Source organism: Streptomyces olivaceoviridis (genome assembly GCF_014650115.1).
Classification (GTDB): domain Bacteria; phylum Actinomycetota; class Actinomycetes; order Streptomycetales; family Streptomycetaceae; genus Streptomyces; species Streptomyces olivaceoviridis.
Genome location: NZ_BMUI01000017.1, coordinates 23,344 through 43,711 on the forward strand (window position 1 = coordinate 23,344; position 20,368 = coordinate 43,711).

A 20,368-nucleotide genomic window follows, 5' to 3' on the forward strand; every position below is an offset into this window, starting at 1 on the left:
TAAGTCGGTACGCGGGTCCGGTCTATGACCTCATAAGCTGATCTTATGCCTTACCTAGCGGTGCCTTATGGGCGGGGCGGTGCCGTCGGGGCCCCCGTCAGGCGGGCCGGATGATTCGGTGGATCGCTGCCTCGCCGGCGCCGTAGATCGACTCCTCGCGGATGGACGACCCCGGTCCGGGGGCGTGGACCATCATTCCCTCGCCGACGTACAGGCCCACGTGCCGCTCGTCCTGGAAGAAGAGAACGAGGTCGCCGGGTTCGAGCCCGGCCGTCGTGAGCGGCGTTCCGGCCAGCGCCTGCTCGTGCGCGGCGCGCGGCAGCGCGACACCGGCCGCCTTCCACGCGGCCTGGGTGAGGCTGGAGCAGTCGTAGGAGTCCGGCCCGGTCGCACCCCACACGCACGGCTTCCCAAGCTGCGCCCGAGCGAACGCGATGGCCTTGGCGGCACGGAGGGCGCGAGGCGACTCGACGGAGGCGGGCGCGGGCAGGGGTAGGGGGAGGGACGGGGGCAGGGAGCCGGTGTCGGTCACGGGAGCGGTGATGCCGACCGGCGGAGCGGCTGCCATCGGCGCCGCCGACGGATCGGGTTCCGCGCCCTGCCGCTGCCACGGGACGGCCGAGGGCATGGCGGGTTGCGCCGTCCGCTGCACCCCCGCCGACCAGTCGGGCGGTACCGGTACCGGGACCGGCTGAACGGCGGTGTCCGGCAGGCCGAGCCGGGCGGTGCGTCCGGACAGCACGTCACGCGCTGTGTCGAGCTTGCGCCGAGCCCCGGCCTTCGAGGCAGCGGGGGACAGGCGAACGAACCCGGCGGAGCCGGGGAGTGTCCGGGGCAGCTGAACCGCCGCCCGCTGAGCGGCGGGTCGCGCGGCGACCGGCAGGATGTCAGGACTCACCGTTTCCGTCGCGCCCCAGCCGACCGTCTCTGCCGTGCCCCAGCCGGCCGTGTCTGCCGTAACGCTGCTCAACCCCGGAGCCGTCTCCGGAAGTTCCATGCTGCTCGCGGTGTCGGCCGGCGTCGTCCGCCCGGTCTCCAGAGCCGGCAGGTGCCCGCCCGTCGGGTCCGTCGCCGAGCCCGTCGTCAGTTCGGACACTGCCTGGCCGGTGCTCAATTCCATTGCCGCAGGCGGCTGTTCGGGCAGGCCGCCCGTCCCGGGTGCCACGGACCGCTGTTGAGGCAGGCCGCCCGTCCCCAGCGCCCGCCGCTCACCGCCCGGAAGAGCGGGGCTCTCCCCGCCGCCGGCCGGGAGAGCGGGGAGGCCGAGGCCCTCGCTGCCGCCCCTCGGGAGACCGAGGGGCTCGCTGCCGCCGCCCGGCAGGGCGCGGGTCTCCCGCTCACCCCCCGCAAGCGGAAGCCCGTCCATCCGCTCCCGCGAGCGCGCCGGCGCGGGGGACCTGCCGGGCAGCCGGTCCGCGGGCAGTACGGCGGGCACGGTCGGGCCGACATCGGCGCGTACCGCGTCGAACCACTGTCGGGCGACCTCGTCCAGTGCCGGGTCCGGACGCCGGCCCGCCCGCTTGGCCAGCGGTACGCCACGCGAACGCGTCCGGGCGGCCATGGCCCGGGTCGCGTTGAAGTTACCGGTGTCGTTCTCCGCCCGGTCGTAGAGGGATGCGATCCGCTGGCGGACCTCGTCGCGGCTCTCCGGCGCCATGGAAGACGTGCTCCTTCCTTGCCCCGCAGGGCAGTTGGGCGGCTCGCCGGGGCAGAGCCGGGCGGCGGCCTCGCGTCAACCTAGCCAACGTGTGTACCTCCTGTGAAGGTTGAGGTGTGAAATGTCCGATACATATTCGTGATGTTCGCGACGGCGTTCGAGAGGGAAGGGGCGGCGGCCATGGATTCCTGTGAGGTTCTGGTGAATTCGCGATTCCGTTGAACGCGGTGGCTTCGCCCGCCGTATGAAGCCGGGGAACTCCATGCCCGACCGCCCGGCCCCACCCACGGGCGGTCAGACCACCGGCGATCACACAGGGGACGACCTTGGTACGCAACAGGCGCAGACGCCCGACCGGCGCACGACGCGCGACCCTCGCCGCGGTCGCCCTGATGCTCGGCGGAGCCGGGCTCGTCGGGGCGAACGTCTACGCCTCGGCCACCGAGGGCTGGGGCGGCGGATCCGGCACGGACGCCTCCGGACACGTCCTGTCCTCGGGCATGGCGACCATCGACTGCCCCGATGTCGGCGGCCGGCTGACGGCCGTGCCGGACGCGGCCCGTCCCGAGGTCGATCGCGAACTCGCCGCGCTGGACCAGCAGATCGCGGCGGCGTACCAGCAGGTGCGGCAGGCGGGGCGGGGCGGCGGGGAGGGCGCCGGTTTCGCCGGGGAAACCATCATGAAGCCGCTTCAGGAGAAGCGGTCGGAGTCCATCGGACGGATCGCCGACGCCATCGGCCGGGCGGGGGAACGCCCGCGGGGCCTGGACTATCTGGCCGCCTGCACCCTGCGCCCCGGCGACAACGGTCAGCCCACCGGTACGCCGGACGACGACGGCCGACAGGGCGGCAGCGGTCAGGGACAGGACGGTGCCGGTGCGGACCAAGGCGACAGCGCTCAAGGACAGGGCGGCAGCGGTCAGGGACAGAGCGGCAGTGGTCAAGCGCAGAACGGCGCCGGGCAGGGCGGCAACGGGCCCGTCGTGTCGGACTACGCGGACATCACCGCCGTACCGCCCGAGGCACCGGCCCCGCCGCCGCGGGCCGGCGCCTCGCGCGGCACGTTCACCTCCGACTGCGGTGTCAACGCGGGCGGCCTGTTCAACTCCGACAACGTCATCGTCGCGCCCGGCGTCTCCAACGGCGCCCACCACTTCCACGACTACATCGGCAACCAGGGCAACAACGCCTTCGCCAGCGACGAGGATCTGGCCAAGGCCGGTACGAGCTGTGCCGACCAGGGCGACAAGTCGTCGTACTACTGGCCGGTGCTGCGCCTCCAGAACGGCACCCGGGAGCGGGACGCCGGGGCCCCGGGCGGCGGTACGGAGGGCAACGCGGGCCGGATCGTGACACCCGAGCAGGTCACGCTGACCTTCGTCGGGAACCCGCGCGGCAAGGTCACCGCCATGCCGCGTCTGCTGCGCATCATCACGGGCGACGCCAAGGCCTTCGTCAACGGCCCCGGCAACGCCAACGCGTCCTGGAGCTGCACCGGTTACGAGAACCGGCAACTGAAGGACAAGTACCCGCTGTGCCCGCCGGGCAGCGACGTGGTGCGCACCTTCAGCTTCCAGAGCTGCTGGGACGGCCGCAACATCGACAGCGCCAACCACCGCACCCACGTGGCCTTCACGGCCGCCGACGGCTCCTGCCCGGCGGGCTTCGAGCCCATTCCGCAGCTGGTGCAGCGCATCGTCTACGACGTCGACGTGCCGAGCCTCGCGGACGGCGGCCGTACCGTACCGCTGTTCGCGGTGGACTCCTTCCCCGAGCAGCTGCACAAGCCCGTCACCGACCACGGCGACTTCATCAACGTCTTCGGCGAGGACCTGATGCGCGAGATGGTCGACTGCATCAACTCCGGTCGCGCCTGCGGTTCCTCCGCCGACGACGGCTCCGCCACGACGCCGACGCCCACGACGCCGACGCCCACGGCGACTTCGAGTGCCACGGCGGCGCCGGGTGACGGCTCCGGCGAGGAGAACGGCGGGAACGAGGAGAACAGCGGGGGCGTCACCTCCCCGCCCGCGCCGTCGGCCTCCCGGTCCGCTGAGACGCCACGGCACGACGCGACGACGTCGCCCGCTCGCACCACCAAGCACGACACGGACGACGAGGCGGCACCCGCCGTGTCCGCCGCACCCCGGTCCACGCCGGCGCGTTCGGCACCGGCCCCGTCCGCGCCGAGTCAGGCCGCCCCCGCCCCCGCCGCCGCGTACGCCCCGCCGCCGGCCGCGGGGACCGAACCCCAGGCGAGCCGGGGCGGTCTGGCGGAGACCGGCGCCCGTCTGTGGCCCGCGGCCATCGGCACGCTGCTCGCCCTGTCGGGTCTGTTCATGCTTCTCCGCGCCAGGCGCATGCGCTACTGACCGTGCGCGGACGGCGGCGGCCCCCCTCCGAGGCGGTCGCCGCCGTCCGCCGGCGACGCTTGGCAGGAGCGCTCAGGACCCCTTGTGGGAGCGCTCCCAAGGAGGTGATGATAAGGGCATGCCGTCTCTCCCTCCGCACCCGCTGATCCGGCCCTACCGTCCCGCCGACCGCGACGCCGTGGCCGACGTCTGCGTCCGCACCGCGCACAACGGGGGAGACTCCCGGGCCCTCTACCCCGACCAGCGCCTGATGCCGTCGCTCTTCGCCGAGCCGTACTGCCACTTCGACCCGGACCTGGCCTTCGTACTGGACGACGGCACGGGCCGGGCGGTGGGATACATCGTCGGTACGGCGGACACCGAGCGCTTCGTGAAGGACTTCCGGCGGAGCTGGATCCCCCGGCTGGCCGGCCGCTATCCGGAGCCCGCCGCGCCGCCCCGCACGCCCACCGAGGAGATGATCCGCCTCCTGTACCATCCGGGGCGGATGCTCGTCCCCGAACTCGCCGCCTACCCCGCCCATCTGCACATCGACCTGCTGCCGCCCTGGCAGGGGCAGGGCCACGGCCGCCGCTTGCTGCACACCTTCCTGGACGCCCTGCGCGGACAGGGCGTCCAGGCCGTCCACCTCGGCATGGTCACCGTCAACATCGCCGCCCGCGCCTTCTACGACCGGGTCGGCTTCCACGAGATCCCGGTCGCCGACGCGGGCCCTCTCACCTACCTGGGCCGGTCCACGGCACGTGGGTGAGCGGCGGTCCTCAGCCGAGCTTGAGCGTCTGCTTGGCGAGGTCGTAGGCGGGCCGCATCTCCTCGTGCTCCTGGGAGTCCATGCCTCCGAGGTGCAGGACGACGGGGCCGTCGGGCGTGCTGACGGCGAAGGCGCTCTCCTTCTTCGTCTCGTCCAGGAGCTTGCTCGTGTAGAGGTACTCCACCTCCACCGCCGAGACGCCGCCGCCGGTCTTGAAGGAGTGGTACCTGGCCTTGCTGACGTTGTCCTCGGCGGCGACGAACGCGCGCAGCACTCCGCCCGCGTCCGCGTCGCCGGCCTTGCCCGTCCACACGCGCAGGAAGCCGATGTTGCCGGCCGGCTTGGCGTCGATCTCGCAGGCGGCCGTGACCGGGCCCTGCCGCAGGAAGGCGTCGGCGAGCGCCCCGCTGAGATCGCCGTCCTCGCCCTGGGAGGACTTGGCCAACTCCTTGTCGGCGTCGATCGACTTGGCCTTCCAGTGCTGGGCGATGTCGAAGCTCACGGGCAGTTCGCAGGCCGAACCGGCCGCGCCGATCGTGCCGCCGCGGGCCGCCGCCGTCCCCTTCGCGCCCGTGCCCCCGGCCGTCGCGCCCTTGGTGCTCGCCGACGCGCTCGCGGACTTCTCCCCGTCGCCGTCCGCGGACTCGGCGCACCCGCCGAGCACCGCGGCGAGCGCCGCCGCCACGACGATGCGGCCTCCGGCGGTCCCCACCCCGACCTGCACTGTTGCCTCCCCTTCGGTTCAGAGCGGTCACTGTAACCGAGGGCACCGACAACGCCGACCGCGGTGCGGGTCACCGGCTGCGGCTCACCGGTCGCCTGTCATCCGGCCTCGCGCACACAGTGCAGGAAGAGCTGCGGCTCGGGGCCCGCCTCGGGGGCGCGCGGGGTGAACACGGTCTGCTCCTCGGCCAGGACCGTCAGGCCCGCGCCGGAGGCCAGTTCGGTGAACGCCTCCGCGGTGAAGCTCGTGATCCGGACCGGCTGCCCCATGAAGAGACCCTCGGTGTCCTCCAGGTCCAGCGGCACGGTGGCCAGCACGACGAAGCCGCCGGGTCGTACCGCGCGGACCAGCTTCGCCACGACGGCCGCCTGTTCGGCGCGGGACATCTGCACCAGCGAGAAGTACGCGCACACGGCGTCGAACGAGTCCTGCGGCAACGGCGTGTCCCGGATGTCGGCGAGCCGGAACTCGGCCCCGGGCACCTGCCGCACGGCCAGGTCGACCATGACCGGTGAGACGTCGATGCCCAGCACGCGGTGCCCGGCCTCGGTCAGTGTCCGCGCGGTCGGGCGGCCCGTCCCGCTGCCCACGTCCAGCACCCTGCTGCCCGGCGCCAGCCGTTCCACCAGCCAGCGCAGAGACGCCCGGTGCGGTACGGAGTCGGCGAACGCCTGCTCGTAGGCGAGCCCCAGCTTGTCGAACACCACGGCGGCCTGCGCCCTGCGGTCCTCGTCGACCACGACTGATCCTCCTGTCCCGGTCCGGCCGCGCGTCCCGCCCCCGGCGAGCCGGTCGCGTGGCCTTGAACCGCGCCTTGAACGGCGTCTCGAAGTGTGCCTGGGAATTCGCCTCGAAACCGCCGTTTGCGAGGGACGGTACGCGCACGGCAGGGTGCCGGGTGTGCCTACCCTGCTGATCATCCATCACACCCCTTCACCGAACTGCCAGGCCCTGTTCGAGGCGGTCGTGTCGGGAGCCACGACACCCGAGATCGAGGGCGTGCGCGTCGTACGCCGGGCGGCCCTGTCGGCCACCGCCTCCGACGTGCTGGAAGCCGACGGCTACCTGCTCGGCACGCCCGCCAACCTCGGCTACATGTCCGGCGCCCTCAAGCACTTCTTCGACCAGATCTACTACCCCTGCCTGGACGAGACCCGTGGCCGCCCCTTCGGCTTCTACGTCCACGGCGGCAACGACGTCACCGGTGCCGTCCGCGCCATCGAGACCGTCACCACCGGCCTCGGCTGGCGCCGGGCGGCCGAGCCGGTGACCGTCACCGGCGAACCGGGCAAGGCCGACATCCAGGCGTGCTGGGAGTTGGGGGCCACGGTGGCGGCGGGCCTGATGCCCGGCGCCTGAGCCGTCACGCCGCCACCGGAGTGGTCTTCGTACGGTCGTACCCCGCTGACCGGCGTGTGCCGAAGTCTGCGCGCGAAGGGCTCTGTTGCCCGGGAGCCGCCCGGGGCGCCGGCATCATCGACGAGTACGACGCCGTGCCCGCCTTCGACGGTCGGGGCGCCGGCGTCCCGGGGCCGGGCGCGCGTGGGCGGGCAGCCGGACGCCGCGCACCTCCAGGGTGAACGTCCTGGGCGCGGGCAGCACTTCCAGGGTGAACGTCCCGGGCGCAGGCAGCACCTCCAGAACGTCGGGGTGCCGGGTGGCGAACATGCCGACGGGCGTGCCGGACACCGGCCGGTGCGCACGCGACCCGGCGAAGAGGGCCGGGCCGCCCCGCCGGCCGCCCCGGGCGTGCGCGGCAGGGCCACCCGGTGCGGGACGCCGACCTCGGGGTTCGCGTCGCCCGCGGCGAGTAGGTCCATGGCCGCCATTCACCCACCGGCCGGTGGACACCGCACGTCAAACAGGCATTCGGGGCAGAATGGGCGTGCGCGGGAGCGCGGTGCCGGTGATGACCGGCGCGGGGGAGACGGCGGAGAGGAGAGCCCGATGCTGTCCGCATGGGCCGGGGCCCTGGTGCCCGTCTTCAGCGACACCGACGTGAGCGGCACCCGGCACCTGGTGCGGCCGTCCGGCACCGGATACGTCCTCGCCGCCAACCACACCTCGTTCTTCGATCCGGTCCTGCTCATCGGCACCCTGCACCGCCTCGGCCTGCGCCCCGCCGTACTGGCCACCGCCGGGCTGTGGCGGGTGCCCCTCCTGGGTCAGGTCCTCACCCGGGAGGGCCACGTGCCCGTCCACCGGGGCAGCCGCCGCGCCCCCGACGCCCTCCGGGCCGCCGCCGACGCCCTCACCGCCGGGCGCGGCGTGCTCATCTACCCCGAGGGCGGCCTGCCCCGCTACCGCGCCTCCCACGACCGCCCGCCCGGACGCCTGAAGTCCGGGGTGGTCCGCCTCGCGCTGTCCACCGGCGCCCCGGTGCTGCCGGTCGGCCACGCGGGCGCCCGCCGGGTCTCCTCCGGCCCCCTCGCCAAACAGCTCGCCGGCTGGGCAACCGCGCCCGTACGCCGGCCCCGCGTCCACGTGCACATCGGCCCCGCCCTCCGGCTGGACACGTCCGACCACCCACTGGACGACCTGGAAACCGCACTCGCCCAGGCGTGGTCGACCGCGGTCGGCGCCCTGGAGGACGGGCCGGGGGAGGAACGATCCGAGGGGGAGGGCCGGGCCGACGGGAAGCACGGCCCCTGAGGGGCGCGGCAGGCCGGCGGGGTGCCGGGCACTTGAGGGGCGCGGCGGGCCGGCGGGGGTGATGGGCCTGAGGGGCGCGGCGGGCCGGCGGGAGTGACGGACCGGCGAGGAAGGCGGACCCGGCGAGGAGGCGGAGCCCGTGAGCCGGGCGCCCCATGCGCGCCGGGCGCCGCTGACCCTCCGCCGGTCCAGGTGGGAGCAGGCACGCGGCGGGCCCCGGTCGCCGTCACCGGACGGGGACTGGTCACCCCGGCGGGCATCGGCAGGGACGCGGCCTGGGCGGGTCTGTGCGCCGGGCGCTCCACCGCCGCCGGCATGCGCACCGGCCGGCTCGACGCCGGCGCCCGGCTGATCCGCTGGTTCGAACGCCTCGGTGGCCTACGACGTACGGTGGCCGGATCCGGACCGGGTGACCGGGCGCCGTCGGGACGATTCCTGACGGTCGCCGCAGTGCGCCGGCGTCCCGGTGTCGTGCCGGTGCCAGACGGCGTCCACCACGCGGCCGTCGGGCAGGGTGTGGCGGCGCGGACCCTGGTCGGGGACGAGACCCGCGCGGGCCAGGGCACGCCGGCTCGCGGTGTTCCCGGTCTCGGCCCCGGCCCGGACGGTGGCCAGTCCGAGATGGGTGTGGGCCAGCTCCAGGCCCGCGCGGAACAGTTCCGCGCCCAGGCCCTGGCCACGGCAGCCCGGGGCCAGCCAGCCGCCCATCTCGCCCGCCAGGTGCTGGAGTTCGAGGGCACCGGCGTAACTGAGGTCGGACCGGCGCACACAGACCAGCAGGAGCGGGTCGTCCGGGCCGGGCGTGAACGGTTCCGCCAGCTCGCGGGGGATCCGCCGGCCGTCCTCCCCGGCGGGCCGCCAGGCCAGCAGCGCCCGGCGGACAGCGGGGTCGGGCAGTACCTCGTCCGCCTTGGTGCCGAGCCACCCTTGCGCCTGCGCGTCCGCGCTCGCGGCGATCGCGGCGGCCACGTCCAGGCGGGTGCGCGGGGTGAACAGCAACAGCCGTTCGGTGGCCAGCGCATGCCGCCCGGGCCCGCACCGCCCCGGCACCGGAAGCCCCGGCGCGATCCGGCTACGGCGGAACAGCGACCAGCCCATGGAACCCCCGGCACTACAGCACACACGGCGGACACGGCACCGGCCCACCGAGAGCGCGGACGCTCCGCACCGGCGGCGAATCTAGCGGGTCGCGGTCGGAGTCGCCGTACCGCTGCGGGGGCGCGGTCGGCTCAGCCGATCTGTTCCTGGGAGCCGGGCTTGGGGCGGGTGCGGGTCCAGGACGGGTCGGCGGCCGGGGTCGGGGTGGGGGTGTGGTGCATGGCTGTCCTTCGGACGAGTGGGGTGGTCCGGGGGCGGTGTGGTGCGCGGTGCGCGGGGTCCGGTGAGGCCTCTCCCTCGTCGACGGAGGAGTGACCTCCCCGCCCGTGGCGGTGTCCTTCAGCAGACGGCCGGGGCGGGACGTGTGGCCCCGGAGGCGAGGCGGTCGGGGCCGTGGGGCCCAGGGAGTCGACCGGGGTGCTCGCCTCCGGGTGGTACGGGGGCGCCGGTCGGGACCGGCAGCCGGTGCGCATCCGGCCTCTTGGGTGGGGGTGCGGGCGTCATGGGTCGGCCGGAGCGGCGAGTCCACTCTGGCACTCGTCAACCACGCTCCGCAACCGGCAGGTTGAAATTGGCAAGCCGTGAAGTGCATGCTGCATCTGCCAGAACGTGATCGAATGGCGACGCACACGGATCGCCTGCGAGGGTGTCCTGGGACCTGACGAGGGGGTGGGAGTGACCGCGGAGACCGACTGGGGCGGCGCCCCGTCCGTGCTGCGCATGATCCTCGGCAGACGGCTGGAGGAGCTGCGCACCCGGGCCGGCCTCAGCTACGCCGAGGCCGGTGCCGCCATCGGGGTCAGCCACTCCACGATCCGCCGCATGGAGGCCGCCAAGGTGGCCCGGCTGCGGCTCGCGGACGCCGAGAAACTCCTCCGGGTCTACGGCGTCACCGACCAGCAGGAGATCGACACCTTCCTGCACTCCGTGCGCGAGGCCAACAAGCGCGGCTGGTGGCACACGTACCGCGACGTCATGCCCGACTGGTTCTCCGCCTACCTCAGCCTGGAACAGGCGGCCCTGCACATCCGCGCGTACGAGAACCAGTTCGTGCACGCCCTGTTGCAGACCGAGGACTACGCCCGCGCCCTGCTCACCGCGGCCGGTCCGCACGTCTCCGCGGAGGCCACCGAGCGCCGCGTCGCCCTGCGCCTGCGCCGTCAGGAACTGCTGACCAGAGCCACGCCGCCACGGCTGTGGGTGGTGATGGACGAGACCGTGCTGCGCTGGCCGGTCGGCGGCCCCGAGGTGATGCGCGCGCAGATCGACCACCTCATCGAGGTCAACCGGCTGCCCCAGGTCACCGTGCAGCTCATGCCGTTCGCCAACGGCCCGCACCCCGCCCTGTCGGCCGGCGCCTTCCACCTCTTCCGGTTCCGGGCCCGCGAACTGCCCGACATCGCCTATCTCAGCGGCCTCCTCGGGGCCGTCTACCTCGACAAGGCCGACGAGGTGGTGGTCTACCGGGAGGCCCTGGACCGGCTGAGCGCCCAGGCCGCGTCCGCCAGGAAGACCGAGACCCTGCTCGCCGCGCTGCGCAAGGAATGGTGACCCGCCCCACCACCTGCCCGTCCCGCCCTCGTACCTGCTGATGCGAAGCCCCGAGCCCCACCTGACCGAATGGGAGACACGGCGTTGCCCGACAACGGATGGCCGGCCGACCGGATCGACACCGAGAACGCCCACTCCGCCCGCATCTACGACTACATACTCGGCGGCAAGGACTACTACCCCGCCGACAAGGAGGCGGGCGACGCCATGTCCCGGGAGTGGCCCGCGCTCCCGGTGCACATGCGGGCCAACCGCGACTTCATGAACCGTGCCGTGCGCTGGCTCGCCGAGGAGGCGGGCATGCGACAGTTCCTGGACATCGGCACCGGCGTCCCGACCTCGCCGAACCTGCACGAGATCGCCCAGGCCGTGGCCCCCGAGTCCCGGGTCGTCTACGTCGACAACGACCCGATCGTGCTCACCCTCTCCCAGGGCCTGCTGGCCAGCGCCCCCGAGGGCCGGACGGCGTACGTCGAGGCCGACTTCCGTGACCCGGCGGCCATCCTGGACGCCCCCGAGCTGCGCGAGACCCTGGACCTGAGCAGGCCCGTCGCCCTCACCGTCATCGCGATCGTCCACTTCATGCTGGACGCGGACGACGCGGTCGGCGTCGTACGGCGGCTGCTGGAGCCGCTGCCGTCCGGCAGTCACCTCGCGATGTCCATCGGCACCGCCGAGTTCGCGCCCGAGGAGGTGGGCCGGGTCGCCCGCGAGTACGCGGCCCGCGACATGCCGATGCGGCTGCGCACCCTGGACGAGGCCCACGCGTTCTTCACGGGCCTGGACCTGGTCGAGCCGGGCATCGTCCAGGTGCACAAGTGGCACCCCGACGGCAGCGGCGAACAGGGCATCCGGGACGAGGACATCGCGATGTACGGCGCGGTCGCCCGCAAGCCGTGACAGACCCGGGGCCGGGGTCCGACCCACCTCCCGGACCTCGGCCCCGCCTCCCGTCGTACCGACGGCCGGGGCGGTCGCCGGCCGCTACCGTGAGCCCATGTACACCACCCGCGTCACCCGGCACGTGGCGGCGCCCCCGCACGCCGTCTACCGGGCCCTGACCGACCCGGAGGCGGTCGCGGCCTGGCGGGTCCCGGCCGGCATGACCGCCCGCGTGCACGCCTTCGACGCCCGCGAGGGCGGGGCCTTCCGGATCTCCCTCACCTACGACGACCCGGCCGGCGCCGGGAAGTCCGGCGGACGCACGGACACCTACCGGGGGCACTTCGCCCGGCTCGTGCCCGGCACCCTGGTCGTCGAGGTCTTCGCCTTCGAGACCGGCGACGACGCCCTGCGCCCCACGATGACCATGACGACGACGCTCACCGCGGCCGACGGCGGCACGCACGTGGAAATCCGGCACGAGGGCGTCCCCGACGCGGTCGCGCCCGAGGACAACGAACGGGGCTCCCGCATGGCGCTGGACAACCTCGCCCGACTCGTCGAGGGGCGGGAGCCACCCGCACCGGAATGACCGAAAAGAGTGGAGTGGAAAGCGGAACCGTGGCGCGGGAAACACGGTCTTAGGGTCTGTCGACGGCCGGGATCGGACCGGTCGCGAAGAAACCGGGGGAATGGGACACATGTCCATGCGCAACCGTAAGACCCTCCTCACCGCCGCGGCGCTCACGGCCGGCCTCACCCTGGCCGCCGTCACGCCCGCCCTGGCGGGGGCCTCCGCGAGCGGCACCACCCGTGCCGCCGCCGTGTCGTCCGCGCAGGGCGACCCGCGGAACGTCACCCAGCACGTGGCCGACTTCTACGGCGCCTACATCGACGCCGTCTGGGCCACCGACGACCCCACCGCCGCGGCCAGTGCCAAGGCGCTGCGCGGCTTCTACCTCTCCGCCGCCGCGCAGAAGAAGGTCGCCGCCTTCGAGAAGAAGGAACACGCCGACGGCATCCTGTTCGCGCAGAACGTGCCGGTGAAGTGGAAGGTGGCCTACACCGGCTCCGGCGCCGGTCACGCCACCAGCCGGGTCACGCTCACCTGGGGGGACGGGCCGCACCCGCAGGTCAGCCGGATCGACGTCCAGTCCGACCTGAAGACCCTGAAGATCACCGGCCTGAAGCCGGCCGGCTGACCGGGGTACCGGACACGGACCCCGCTCCGCCCCATTCGGAGCGGGGTCCGTGCCCGGCCGGGGCCCTCCCTCGGGTCGAGGCGGGCGCGTGTGCCGGGGGTCAGGCGTTGGGGTCGAAGGGGATGCCCGACGGCATGGAGTGCGCCAGCGCGTACTGGAAGTCGCCGTCGTCGATCTTGATGGTGGCCGCCCCGAAGTCCGCGCTCAGCAGCTTCTCGCGGTAGCCCGCCGGATAGCCGTTCCAGCCGACGAGCCGCGGATAGAACCAGCCGCCCGTCACGTTCTCCGGCGGCTCGTCGTTGGTGTTGGCGAACCGGAAGCAGTGGGTCGAGATGCCGTCCTTGTGGTAGACGACCTTCGGGTGGGTGCCGTCGAAGCGCACCGAGGAGCGGGCCGCCACCTGGTAGCCGGAGTGCTGGGACACCGAGACGTACTGAACGGTGTTGTCCTTGATCCACACCACCACGTGCTCCCAGTCGTGGGTGTGCCCGATGGCGGCGGGTCCGAGGGTCGCCTGGTCCTTCTCGAAGTAGCTGGCGTACATCACCGCGCACCAGTCGTTGTTGCACTTCTCGCGCGAGTAGGTGTTGGCGTTGGCGAGCTGCGCGTAGTCGTGGCAGTGGCCGTTGACGTCGCCGCCCAGCTTCAGGCCGGGGTTGATGGTGCCGTCGCTGCCGATGGCGGCGGTGGCGTAACAGCCGTCCCCGTCGTAGTCGTAGGCGGGGGAGAAGGTCTGCTCCAGGCCGTCGGCGTTCTGCGGCAGCAGTTGCAGGACGTTGGCGTCGGCGGTGCCGGGCGAGGTGAGGACGAGGGCGAGCGCGCCGAGGGCGGCGGCGAGCGCGGAGGTCAACTGACGCACGTGGGCTCCCTGTTGTCGAGGCGCCGCAGATTCTCGCAACGCCTCGGCGGGAGGGGCTACCCTCTGAACTGAATTTTGCCGCAAGGCCAGTTGAACGCGGCGGCCGAAGCCGCCCGAGTGGGTGCTGTCGTACCGCTATCCGCCGGAAGTCAGGCGTTCCCCCTGGTTCCGGCGGTAAGAGGCGGTTCGGGCCGATGTCCGGGTCGTGCGTCGGCGGCGTCCGTGCCGGGCTCGCTCAGCCGTGGCGGGCCATCTCGCCGCGGCCGTGGTGGCGGCGCTCGACGGGGGTGCGGTGCACCGCGATGAGCGCGGCGTCGTCGCCGAGCCGGCCGCCGACGTGGGCGAGCAGATCGCGCCGCAGGTGGTGCATCAGCGCCTCGGGGCTGTCCCCGGTCCACCGCGCGACCCGGTCGGCCAGCGGATAGAACCGGCCGTGCTCGTCCCGGGCCTCCATGACCCCGTCCGTGTAGAGCAGCAGCGTGTCGCCCGGCTCGAAGGAGAACACGTCCAGGGTGTGCTCGGCACCCGCGTGCACCCCGAGCGGCGGCGACGGGTGCAGACTCGGGACGGTCACGACGTGACCGGGACTCAGCAGCAGCGGCGGTGGATGACCGCAACTGGTCATCCGGGTGACCGGGTCGCGGTCCGGGATGTCCACGAGCAGCGCCGTGGCGAACCGCTCGCCCTCTTCCTCCGGAGTCTCCAGATCGGCCGCGTAGCGGGTGACGCTCTGGTCCAGCCGGGTCGCCAGCTCGTCCAGCGGGATGTGCCGGTAGGCGCTCTCCCGGAACGAGCCGAGCAGCAGCGCGGCCTCGCCGATGGCGGGCAGCCCCTTGCCGCGGACATCGCCGATGAGGAGTCGGACCGAGCCGTCGCACACGGCCGCCGCGTAGAGATCGCCGCCGATCTGGGCCTCGTCCTCCGCGGCCAGGTACAGCGAGGCGATCCGCAGCGGGCCGATCTGCTCGGGCAACGGCCACATCAGGACGTGCTGCGCGGCTTCGGCGACCGTGCGGACCTTGGCGAGCTGGGTCTGCCGGCGCTCGCGCAGGACGCTGTAGACGACGGTGAGCACCACGAGGATCGCGAGGGTGATGATCTGCACGATGTGATTGGTGGTGGCGAGACCGCCGCGGTGGACGCCGATGAGCAACTGGGCGGTCAGCGCCAGTGCCCCGATGCCCGCCGTCGCCCGGGGGCCGGCGAAGGAGGGCGTGAGCGCGGGCGCGATCACCAGGGCCGGTCCGAGATGGATGTCCCAGGGCAGCCGCAGGTCCGCCACCGTGATCACCACGATGAGCAGGACCGGGAGCACCAGCAGCGCGTGGACCGACTGCCACCGCTGCCGGAGGCGGATGCGCGCGGCCCCGGGTGCCATGCCTACCAGCGTGCTCCCGGCCCGGTCGACCGGCCACTCGCTGAGTGCCGCCGCCTCACGGCGCCCGCCGTCGCGGCCCGGTCGGCCGTCGGCACCGGCACAGGCGGGCCGGGGCCCGGCCGACCCCGCTCCGGCCCCTGGGACCCCGGCGTTCGTCGTCGAATGAGTGAAGCCTTTCGGTGACACCGTGTCGCCGACGGCGCGCCGGGTACCCGTACGCACCCCGGGGCCGAACCGGCCGCCCCGGGACGCAGGGTGCCGAATGGAGAGGTCATGACGCACAACGGGGAGGACACCGCGCCCCTCCGGCGACCGGAGGTCACCGAACTCCGCCTCGCCCCGGACGGGGCCGGCCTGGAGTTCGCGTCCGCGCCGGAACCGGCGCAACTGCCGCACGACCGCAGCCAGGCGATCCTGGAGGCCGCCAAGGAGATCGGCTCGCTCCTCAAACGCGCGGGCCACCCCTTCGCGCTCGCCGGGAGCGTGGCCGTCTACGCCCACGGCGGCAGCCGCTACCTCCAGCACGACGCGGACTTCGCCGTCCTGCCCGACGACGCCGAGGCGGTGGCCGTCACGCTGAGCGAGGCCGGCCTGCCCGTGCGGACCCCTCCGGAGGACTGGCTGCTGAAGACCACCTGCCACGGGCAGAACATCGACATCATCTTCGCGCTGGCCCACCAGCCCGTCACCCGGGACATGCTCGACCGGGCCCATGTCCTGCCGGTCGACTCGGTGCTCATGCCGGTCCTGTCGCCGACCGACCTGATCCGCAGCCTGATCAGCGCCTTCTCCGAGCACTACTGCGACTTCGGGTCGGTGCTGCCGGTGGCCCGCGCCGTCCGCGAGAAGGTCGACTGGGACGAGGTCCGCGCGACCTGCGGCGGCCAGCCCATGCCGGCCGCCTTCCTCTTCCTCCTCGAACGGCTGAACGTGATCGATGCCCAGGAGGGGCAGCCATGACCGACACGAGCCCGCCGCCCCCGTCGGCGGCAGGGAGCCTCGACTACCGCGTCGCCCACCTCGCCGAGCACCTGGCCTCGGGAGACCTCGGGGAACTCGGCGTGCGGCTCGACCTGCGCGGCGACGCCGTCCTGCTCACCGGCACCGTGCCGTCCACCCAGTGCCGGGACGACATCCTGCGCATGGCCCGCGAGGAACTGGCGGGGCACCCGGTCCACAGCGACCTGCGCATCGCCGGGACCTCCTCGCCCGACCACGGAGAGGACCTGACATGATCCGCGTCGCGGCCGTGGGCGACATCCACATGGGCCCCGAGAGCCAGGGCACCCTGCGGCCCTCCTTCGAGACACTGCCCGCGTGCGCCGACGTCCTGCTGCTCGCAGGCGACCTCACCCGTCACGGCACACCGGAGGAGGCCGCGATCGTCGCCCGCGAGATCAAGGACCTCGGGGTGCCCGTCGTCGCCGTACTGGGCAACCACGACCACCACGACGAGCGGCCCGACGAGGTCACCGCGATCCTCCGGGACGCGGGCGCGCACGTCCTCGAAGGGCAGGCGGCCGTCGTCACCGCCGACGGCGCCCGGATCGGGGTCGCCGGGACCAAGGGCTTCGGCGGCGGCTTCGTCGGCCGCTGCGCGGGGGAGTTCGGCGAACCACTGATGAAGGAGTTCGTCCGTTACACCCGGCGGAGCGCCGACGGCCTGCACAGCGCCCTGAAGAACCTGGAGGAGTGGGACTGTGACGTGCGGATCGCGCTGACCCACTTCTCACCGGTGCCGGACACCCTGGCCGGGGAGCCGCTGGAGATCTACCCCTTCCTCGGCAGCTACCTGCTCGCGGAGGCCATCGACACCGGCGGCGCCGACCTCGCGGTGCACGGCCACGCCCACGCCGGCACCGAGCACGGCATGACCAGTGGGGGCGTCCGCGTACGCAACGTCGCCCAGCCGGTGATCGGCCAGGCGTTCCACGTCTACCACCTGCCAGGCCGGCACGGGTGACGGGGCGGGGCGCCGGGCGGTGCCGGGTGGGTGGTCAGGGGCGGGGCGGACCGGCCGGCGCCTGACGCAGCCGAGTCTTCGGTCCACGTGGGTGTCCGCCACCGAGCGCCGCGGCCTCGCGGCTGGTCGCGTCACTGTCCTTCGCGGGCGATGCGGTGGCATCGGCCGGCCACGACCGGCGCGGTTCACTCCCGGCGCCGCTGGGCCCGCGCGACGCCGTTCTTCGTGGGTGACCAGCGGCATGGGCCGGTCACGGTCGGCCCGGCCGGCCCCGCCCGGCTGGCGCGCCGCCGTGCTCGGGCGTCTCCCGGCTGGTGACGTCGCCGTTCCTCGTAGGTGACCAGCGGCATCGGTCAGCCGCGCGGATATCCCCGCCCGGGTGTCACGCCGCCGTGCTCAGTGCCTCGCGGCCCGTCACGTCGCCGTCCTTCGCGGGCAGTGCCAGCGGCACCGGTTCGCGGCGGCGGCGCAGCAGCAGGCCCGCGCCGATCGACCCGGCGATCAGCAGGCCGCCGGCCACCAGTGCGCCGCGGGCGCCGGCCCACTCCATGAGCAGGCCCAGCAGCGGCGGACCGCCGAGGCTCCACACCGTGCCGACGCTGCTCCACACGCCGAGCACCCGGCCCCGCAGATGCGGCGGCGGATCGGTCTGGAGCACGGCCGTGCCGGCGGTGTCGGAGACGGACTCCACGATCGCCATCGGCAGCACCAGCACCAGCAGCACGGCCAGCGACGGCGACAGGCCCGCCACCACCTGGAGCAGCGCGCCTCCCGCCGCCAGCAGACCCACGGTGCGCACGGACGGCCTGCGCAGCCGGGCGCCGAGGACGGCTCCCAGGATGCCGCCGACGGCGAGCACCGTGGACACCGTGCCGAACGCCCCGGCGCCGCCGGCCAGCGGTCCGGTGACGAGGACGGCGAGCGTCAGGCCGTAGTTGCGGCCGAAGACGGAGCTGAGCCCGGTGATGCCCGCGAGCGCGACCAGGCGGGGCCTGCGCGCGAAGAAGGACAGGCCCTCCCGCACGCTCATGCCCGCGCGCGCCGGAACCGCCCGCGCCCCGGCCGTCGGCTCCCCGGCGGCCCCGGGCACCGGCCGCAGGAACGGCACCACCGCGGCCACGAACAGGAACGACAGCCCGTTCGCGGCGTACGCGGCGGACGTGCCGAGGAACCCGACGGTGACCCCGGCCAGGGCCGTGCCGGCCAGCCGGCCCGCGCTGTGCACCAGCGCGCCCACCCCGATCGCGGACGGCACGTCCTCCACCGGCACCAGATCGTTGCCGAGCAGGGCACAGGCCGGTCCGTCGACGGTGGCGATGACGCCGGTCACACCGGCCAGCACCAGCAGCGCGGTCATGTCGATCCGGTCCAGCGCCACGAGCAGCGCCGTGGTGAAGGCGACCGCGCCGAGCAGGGCCTGGCTGACGGTGACCGTCAGCTTGCGGGGCCAGCGGTCCACGGCCGCGCCGCCGAGCAGACTCACGAACAGCGCGGGCGCGGCCTGGACGGACATGGACAGTCCGGTCGCCGCCGCCGAGCCCGTGATGTGCAGGACGAGCAGGTTCTGCACGGTGAGCTGCATCCACGTGCCGGCGTTGGAGACGAAGTTCGCGGCCGACCACCAGCGCATGCCCCGGTGCCGCAGGGAACGCCACGGCGAACGCGGGGCCGGGGCGGTGAGGGGTGCTGACGACGGCTGGGCAGGGTCAGAAGACACGACGGGGTACTCGACAACCGGGAAGGCGGGAGGACCGGCGAGCCCGTCGGACCGGCAGCGCTGCACGGCCGGGGCTGCCAGGTCAGGGCGCCGACCATGGTGGCAGACGGGACGGCACGGTCGACGCCACCGCGTCCACCGGCACCCGGTCACGTCCGCCAAACAGCCGCGGGCGTACGGTGGTTGGGGCGCGCGTGGGGTTCCTCACAGGCCGGGTGCCGGCCGGTCCGTCCCGGTACGAGGAGGAGGCCGGCGCACCGAACGGGGCACGTCATGCGCCCCACGCTCCGTGACGCTGTGCGGCACCGCACGGCGTCACAGCGAACGGGCCCTTGCGCCCCTCACGAGTACCGGGAGGCACCGCCGCGGCAACCGCGAAGAACCCGCGGTCACCGGGCGGAGTCCCCACCTGGCGCTCTAGCGGTTGACGGCCCTCATCCCGGCCTCGTCATACCGCTCACCCGCCACCGCGGGCAGCTCCGCGTCGATACGGGCCAGGTCGTCCTTGGTCAGCTCGATGTCCACCGCGGCGGCGTTCTGCTCCAGGTAGGTACGGCGCTTGGTGCCCGGGATCGGCACCAGGTCCTCGCCCTGGGCCAGCACCCACGCGATGGCCAGCTGGGCCGGGGTCACGTCCTTCTCGGCGGCGATCTCCTTCACCTTCTCCGCCAGCCGCAGGTTCGCCTCCAGATTGGCGTCCGTGAACCTCGGGTTCGTGCGCCGGAAGTCGTTCTCGTCCAGCTCGTCGGGCGAGGTGAAGCGGCCCGCGAGGAAACCCCGGCCGAGCGGCGAGTACGGCACGAAGCCGATGCCCAGTTCCCGGCAGGTGGGCAGCACCTCGGCCTCCACGTCCCGCGACCACAGCGAGTACTCGCTCTGCACCGCGGTGACCGGGTGCACGGCGTGCGCGCGCCGGATGGTCTCGGCGCTCGCCTCGCTCAGCCCGATGTACCGCACCTTGCCCTCGGCGACCAGCTCACCCAGCGCGCCGACCGTCTCCTCGATGGGCACGTTCGGGTCGACCCGGTGCTGGTAGTACAGGTCGATGTGGTCGGTGCCCAGTCGCTGGAGCGAGCCGTGCACCGAACTGCGCACATGCTCGGCGGAGCCGTCCTGCCGGCCGACCGTGCTCATGTCGCCGGGGACGGCGTCGTCCATCCGGTAGTTGAACTTCGTGGCGATGACGTACTCGTCGCGGTGGCCCCTGATCGCCTCACCGACGAGCGACTCGTTGGTGAGCGGCCCGTAGATCTGCGCGGTGTCGAGGAAGTCGATGCCGAGTTCGAGGGCGCGCCGGATGGTCGCGATGCCCTCCTCCTGGTCGGCGGAGCCGTAGAAGGCGGACATTCCCATGCATCCGAGCCCGATGGCCGATACCTGGAGGTCCCGTAGCCTGCGCTTCTGCATGTGGGGTCACAGCCTTTCGTGCACTCGTCGGTCGTTCTCCGGGCGCGAGGGCCTTCTTCCATCTAGCGACGGAATCCGGCACCCGGCATCCCGTGGGGGAGCCGGGTCCGGGCCGCGCGCACCGGTGTTCTGCGACGCTACGAGCTGGAGTGCTC

19 protein-coding genes are annotated in these 20,368 nt (G+C 73.5%); 11 read left to right on the forward strand and 8 right to left on the reverse strand.

Features of this window, described 5'->3' with window-relative positions; all coding sequences use genetic code 11:
• Nucleotides 1–97: 97 nt before the first annotated feature.
• On the reverse strand, nucleotides 98–1,657 hold the full coding sequence (locus tag IE273_RS27800) for a C40 family peptidase (RefSeq protein ID WP_229887622.1): 1,560 nt from the start codon (nucleotides 1,655–1,657) through the stop codon (nucleotides 98–100).
• Nucleotides 1,658–2,049: 392 nt separating this feature from the next.
• Between IE273_RS27800 and IE273_RS27805 the strand changes: the two genes are divergently transcribed.
• Nucleotides 2,050–4,029 (forward strand): DUF1996 domain-containing protein, encoded by a 1,980-nt coding sequence (locus IE273_RS27805; RefSeq protein WP_189818062.1) that lies wholly within the window; start codon nucleotides 2,050–2,052, stop codon nucleotides 4,027–4,029.
• 118 nt (nucleotides 4,030–4,147) lie between these two features.
• Nucleotides 4,148–4,780 (forward strand): GNAT family N-acetyltransferase, encoded by a 633-nt coding sequence (locus IE273_RS27810; RefSeq protein ID WP_189817917.1) that lies wholly within the window; start codon nucleotides 4,148–4,150, stop codon nucleotides 4,778–4,780.
• A gap of 10 nt (nucleotides 4,781–4,790) precedes the next feature.
• Here the strand turns inward: IE273_RS27810 and IE273_RS27815 are convergent, their stop codons facing one another.
• Together IE273_RS27815 and IE273_RS27820 are read right to left on the reverse strand one after the other, a co-directional pair.
• Complete coding sequence (locus IE273_RS27815) at nucleotides 4,791–5,504, reverse strand: lipoprotein (protein ID WP_189817918.1); 714 nt, start codon at nucleotides 5,502–5,504, stop codon at nucleotides 4,791–4,793.
• A 98-nt stretch (nucleotides 5,505–5,602) separates the two neighbouring features.
• Nucleotides 5,603–6,244: a class I SAM-dependent methyltransferase gene (locus IE273_RS27820; RefSeq protein WP_229887623.1), complete on the reverse strand. Its 642-nt coding sequence runs from the start codon at nucleotides 6,242–6,244 to the stop codon at nucleotides 5,603–5,605.
• 160 nt (nucleotides 6,245–6,404) lie between these two features.
• Between IE273_RS27820 and IE273_RS27825 the strand changes: the two genes are divergently transcribed.
• Nucleotides 6,405–6,863: a flavodoxin family protein gene (locus IE273_RS27825; protein ID WP_189817920.1), complete on the forward strand. Its 459-nt coding sequence runs from the start codon at nucleotides 6,405–6,407 to the stop codon at nucleotides 6,861–6,863.
• A gap of 588 nt (nucleotides 6,864–7,451) precedes the next feature.
• Nucleotides 7,452–8,156 carry a lysophospholipid acyltransferase family protein gene (locus IE273_RS27830; protein WP_189817921.1) on the forward strand — a complete coding sequence of 235 codons (705 nt, stop codon included), beginning with the start codon at nucleotides 7,452–7,454 and terminating at the stop codon, nucleotides 8,154–8,156.
• A 378-nt stretch (nucleotides 8,157–8,534) separates the two neighbouring features.
• On the opposite strand, the gene IE273_RS27835 is transcribed toward IE273_RS27830, so the two are convergent.
• Nucleotides 8,535–9,254, reverse strand: coding sequence for a GNAT family N-acetyltransferase (locus tag IE273_RS27835; protein ID WP_189817922.1), 720 nt, complete (start codon nucleotides 9,252–9,254; stop codon nucleotides 8,535–8,537).
• A gap of 675 nt (nucleotides 9,255–9,929) precedes the next feature.
• Between IE273_RS27835 and IE273_RS27840 the strand changes: the two genes are divergently transcribed.
• The 4 genes from IE273_RS27840 to IE273_RS27855 all read left to right on the forward strand — a co-directional run bounded on the left by IE273_RS27840 (nucleotide 9,930) and on the right by IE273_RS27855 (nucleotide 12,889).
• Nucleotides 9,930–10,805, forward strand: coding sequence for a Sco1979 family transcriptional regulator (locus IE273_RS27840; protein WP_189817923.1), 876 nt, complete (start codon nucleotides 9,930–9,932; stop codon nucleotides 10,803–10,805).
• An 84-nt stretch (nucleotides 10,806–10,889) separates the two neighbouring features.
• On the forward strand, nucleotides 10,890–11,705 hold the full coding sequence (locus tag IE273_RS27845) for an SAM-dependent methyltransferase (RefSeq protein ID WP_189817924.1): 816 nt from the start codon (nucleotides 10,890–10,892) through the stop codon (nucleotides 11,703–11,705).
• Between the two features lie 97 nt (nucleotides 11,706–11,802).
• Nucleotides 11,803–12,279: an SRPBCC domain-containing protein gene (locus IE273_RS27850; RefSeq protein ID WP_189817925.1), complete on the forward strand. Its 477-nt coding sequence runs from the start codon at nucleotides 11,803–11,805 to the stop codon at nucleotides 12,277–12,279.
• Between the two features lie 109 nt (nucleotides 12,280–12,388).
• Nucleotides 12,389–12,889 carry a hypothetical protein gene (locus IE273_RS27855; RefSeq protein ID WP_189817926.1) on the forward strand — a complete coding sequence of 167 codons (501 nt, stop codon included), beginning with the start codon at nucleotides 12,389–12,391 and terminating at the stop codon, nucleotides 12,887–12,889.
• A gap of 100 nt (nucleotides 12,890–12,989) precedes the next feature.
• On the opposite strand, the gene IE273_RS27860 is transcribed toward IE273_RS27855, so the two are convergent.
• Together IE273_RS27860 and IE273_RS27865 are read right to left on the reverse strand one after the other, a co-directional pair.
• Entirely contained in the window at nucleotides 12,990–13,748 is a 759-nt protein-coding gene (locus IE273_RS27860) for an NPP1 family protein (protein WP_189817927.1), read from the reverse strand.
• Nucleotides 13,749–13,983: 235 nt separating this feature from the next.
• The gene (locus IE273_RS27865; protein WP_189817928.1) at nucleotides 13,984–15,126 is read right to left on the reverse strand and encodes a PP2C family protein-serine/threonine phosphatase; all 1,143 of its coding nucleotides are present in this window, start codon (nucleotides 15,124–15,126) and stop codon (nucleotides 13,984–13,986) included.
• Nucleotides 15,127–15,399: 273 nt separating this feature from the next.
• Between IE273_RS27865 and IE273_RS27870 the strand changes: the two genes are divergently transcribed.
• Genes IE273_RS27870 through IE273_RS27880 form a run of 3 tightly spaced genes read left to right on the forward strand, consistent with a single transcriptional unit; the run spans nucleotide 15,400 to nucleotide 17,089 of the window.
• Nucleotides 15,400–16,086 carry a hypothetical protein gene (locus IE273_RS27870; protein ID WP_189817929.1) on the forward strand — a complete coding sequence of 229 codons (687 nt, stop codon included), beginning with the start codon at nucleotides 15,400–15,402 and terminating at the stop codon, nucleotides 16,084–16,086.
• Nucleotides 16,083–16,361, forward strand: a complete 279-nt coding sequence (locus IE273_RS27875) for a BON domain-containing protein (protein ID WP_189817930.1) — start codon at nucleotides 16,083–16,085, stop codon at nucleotides 16,359–16,361. The genes IE273_RS27870 and IE273_RS27875 overlap by 4 nt, the downstream gene beginning before the upstream one ends.
• Nucleotides 16,358–17,089: a metallophosphoesterase family protein gene (locus IE273_RS27880; protein ID WP_189817931.1), complete on the forward strand. Its 732-nt coding sequence runs from the start codon at nucleotides 16,358–16,360 to the stop codon at nucleotides 17,087–17,089. The genes IE273_RS27875 and IE273_RS27880 overlap by 4 nt, the downstream gene beginning before the upstream one ends.
• 382 nt (nucleotides 17,090–17,471) lie before the next feature.
• Here IE273_RS27880 and IE273_RS27885 read toward each other — a convergent pair whose 3' ends face one another.
• Both IE273_RS27885 and IE273_RS27890 read right to left on the reverse strand, forming a co-directional pair.
• Nucleotides 17,472–18,806, reverse strand: a complete 1,335-nt coding sequence (locus IE273_RS27885) for an MFS transporter (protein ID WP_189817932.1) — start codon at nucleotides 18,804–18,806, stop codon at nucleotides 17,472–17,474.
• 417 nt (nucleotides 18,807–19,223) lie between these two features.
• Nucleotides 19,224–20,213 (reverse strand): aldo/keto reductase, encoded by a 990-nt coding sequence (locus IE273_RS27890; protein ID WP_189817933.1) that lies wholly within the window; start codon nucleotides 20,211–20,213, stop codon nucleotides 19,224–19,226.
• Nucleotides 20,214–20,368: the final 155 nt, after the last annotated feature.

Bases quoted from the DNA above. Each gene is read 5' to 3' on its own strand.
- IE273_RS27890 (WP_189817933.1), bottom strand. From the start codon at position 20,213: ATGCAGAAGCGCAGGCTACGGGACCTCCAGGTATCGGCCATCGGGCTC.
- IE273_RS27870 (WP_189817929.1), top strand. From the start codon at position 15,400: ATGACGCACAACGGGGAGGACACCGCGCCCCTCCGGCGACCGGAGGTC.
- IE273_RS27800 (WP_229887622.1), bottom strand. From the start codon at position 1,657: ATGGCGCCGGAGAGCCGCGACGAGGTCCGCCAGCGGATCGCATCCCTC.
- IE273_RS27865 (WP_189817928.1), bottom strand. From the start codon at position 15,126: ATGGCACCCGGGGCCGCGCGCATCCGCCTCCGGCAGCGGTGGCAGTCG.
- IE273_RS27810 (WP_189817917.1), top strand. From the start codon at position 4,148: ATGCCGTCTCTCCCTCCGCACCCGCTGATCCGGCCCTACCGTCCCGCC.
- IE273_RS27855 (WP_189817926.1), top strand. From the start codon at position 12,389: ATGTCCATGCGCAACCGTAAGACCCTCCTCACCGCCGCGGCGCTCACG.
- IE273_RS27875 (WP_189817930.1), top strand. From the start codon at position 16,083: ATGACCGACACGAGCCCGCCGCCCCCGTCGGCGGCAGGGAGCCTCGAC.
- IE273_RS27850 (WP_189817925.1), top strand. From the start codon at position 11,803: ATGTACACCACCCGCGTCACCCGGCACGTGGCGGCGCCCCCGCACGCC.
- IE273_RS27835 (WP_189817922.1), bottom strand. From the start codon at position 9,254: ATGGGCTGGTCGCTGTTCCGCCGTAGCCGGATCGCGCCGGGGCTTCCG.
- IE273_RS27880 (WP_189817931.1), top strand. From the start codon at position 16,358: ATGATCCGCGTCGCGGCCGTGGGCGACATCCACATGGGCCCCGAGAGC.
- IE273_RS27805 (WP_189818062.1), top strand. From the start codon at position 2,050: ATGCTCGGCGGAGCCGGGCTCGTCGGGGCGAACGTCTACGCCTCGGCC.
- IE273_RS27830 (WP_189817921.1), top strand. From the start codon at position 7,452: ATGCTGTCCGCATGGGCCGGGGCCCTGGTGCCCGTCTTCAGCGACACC.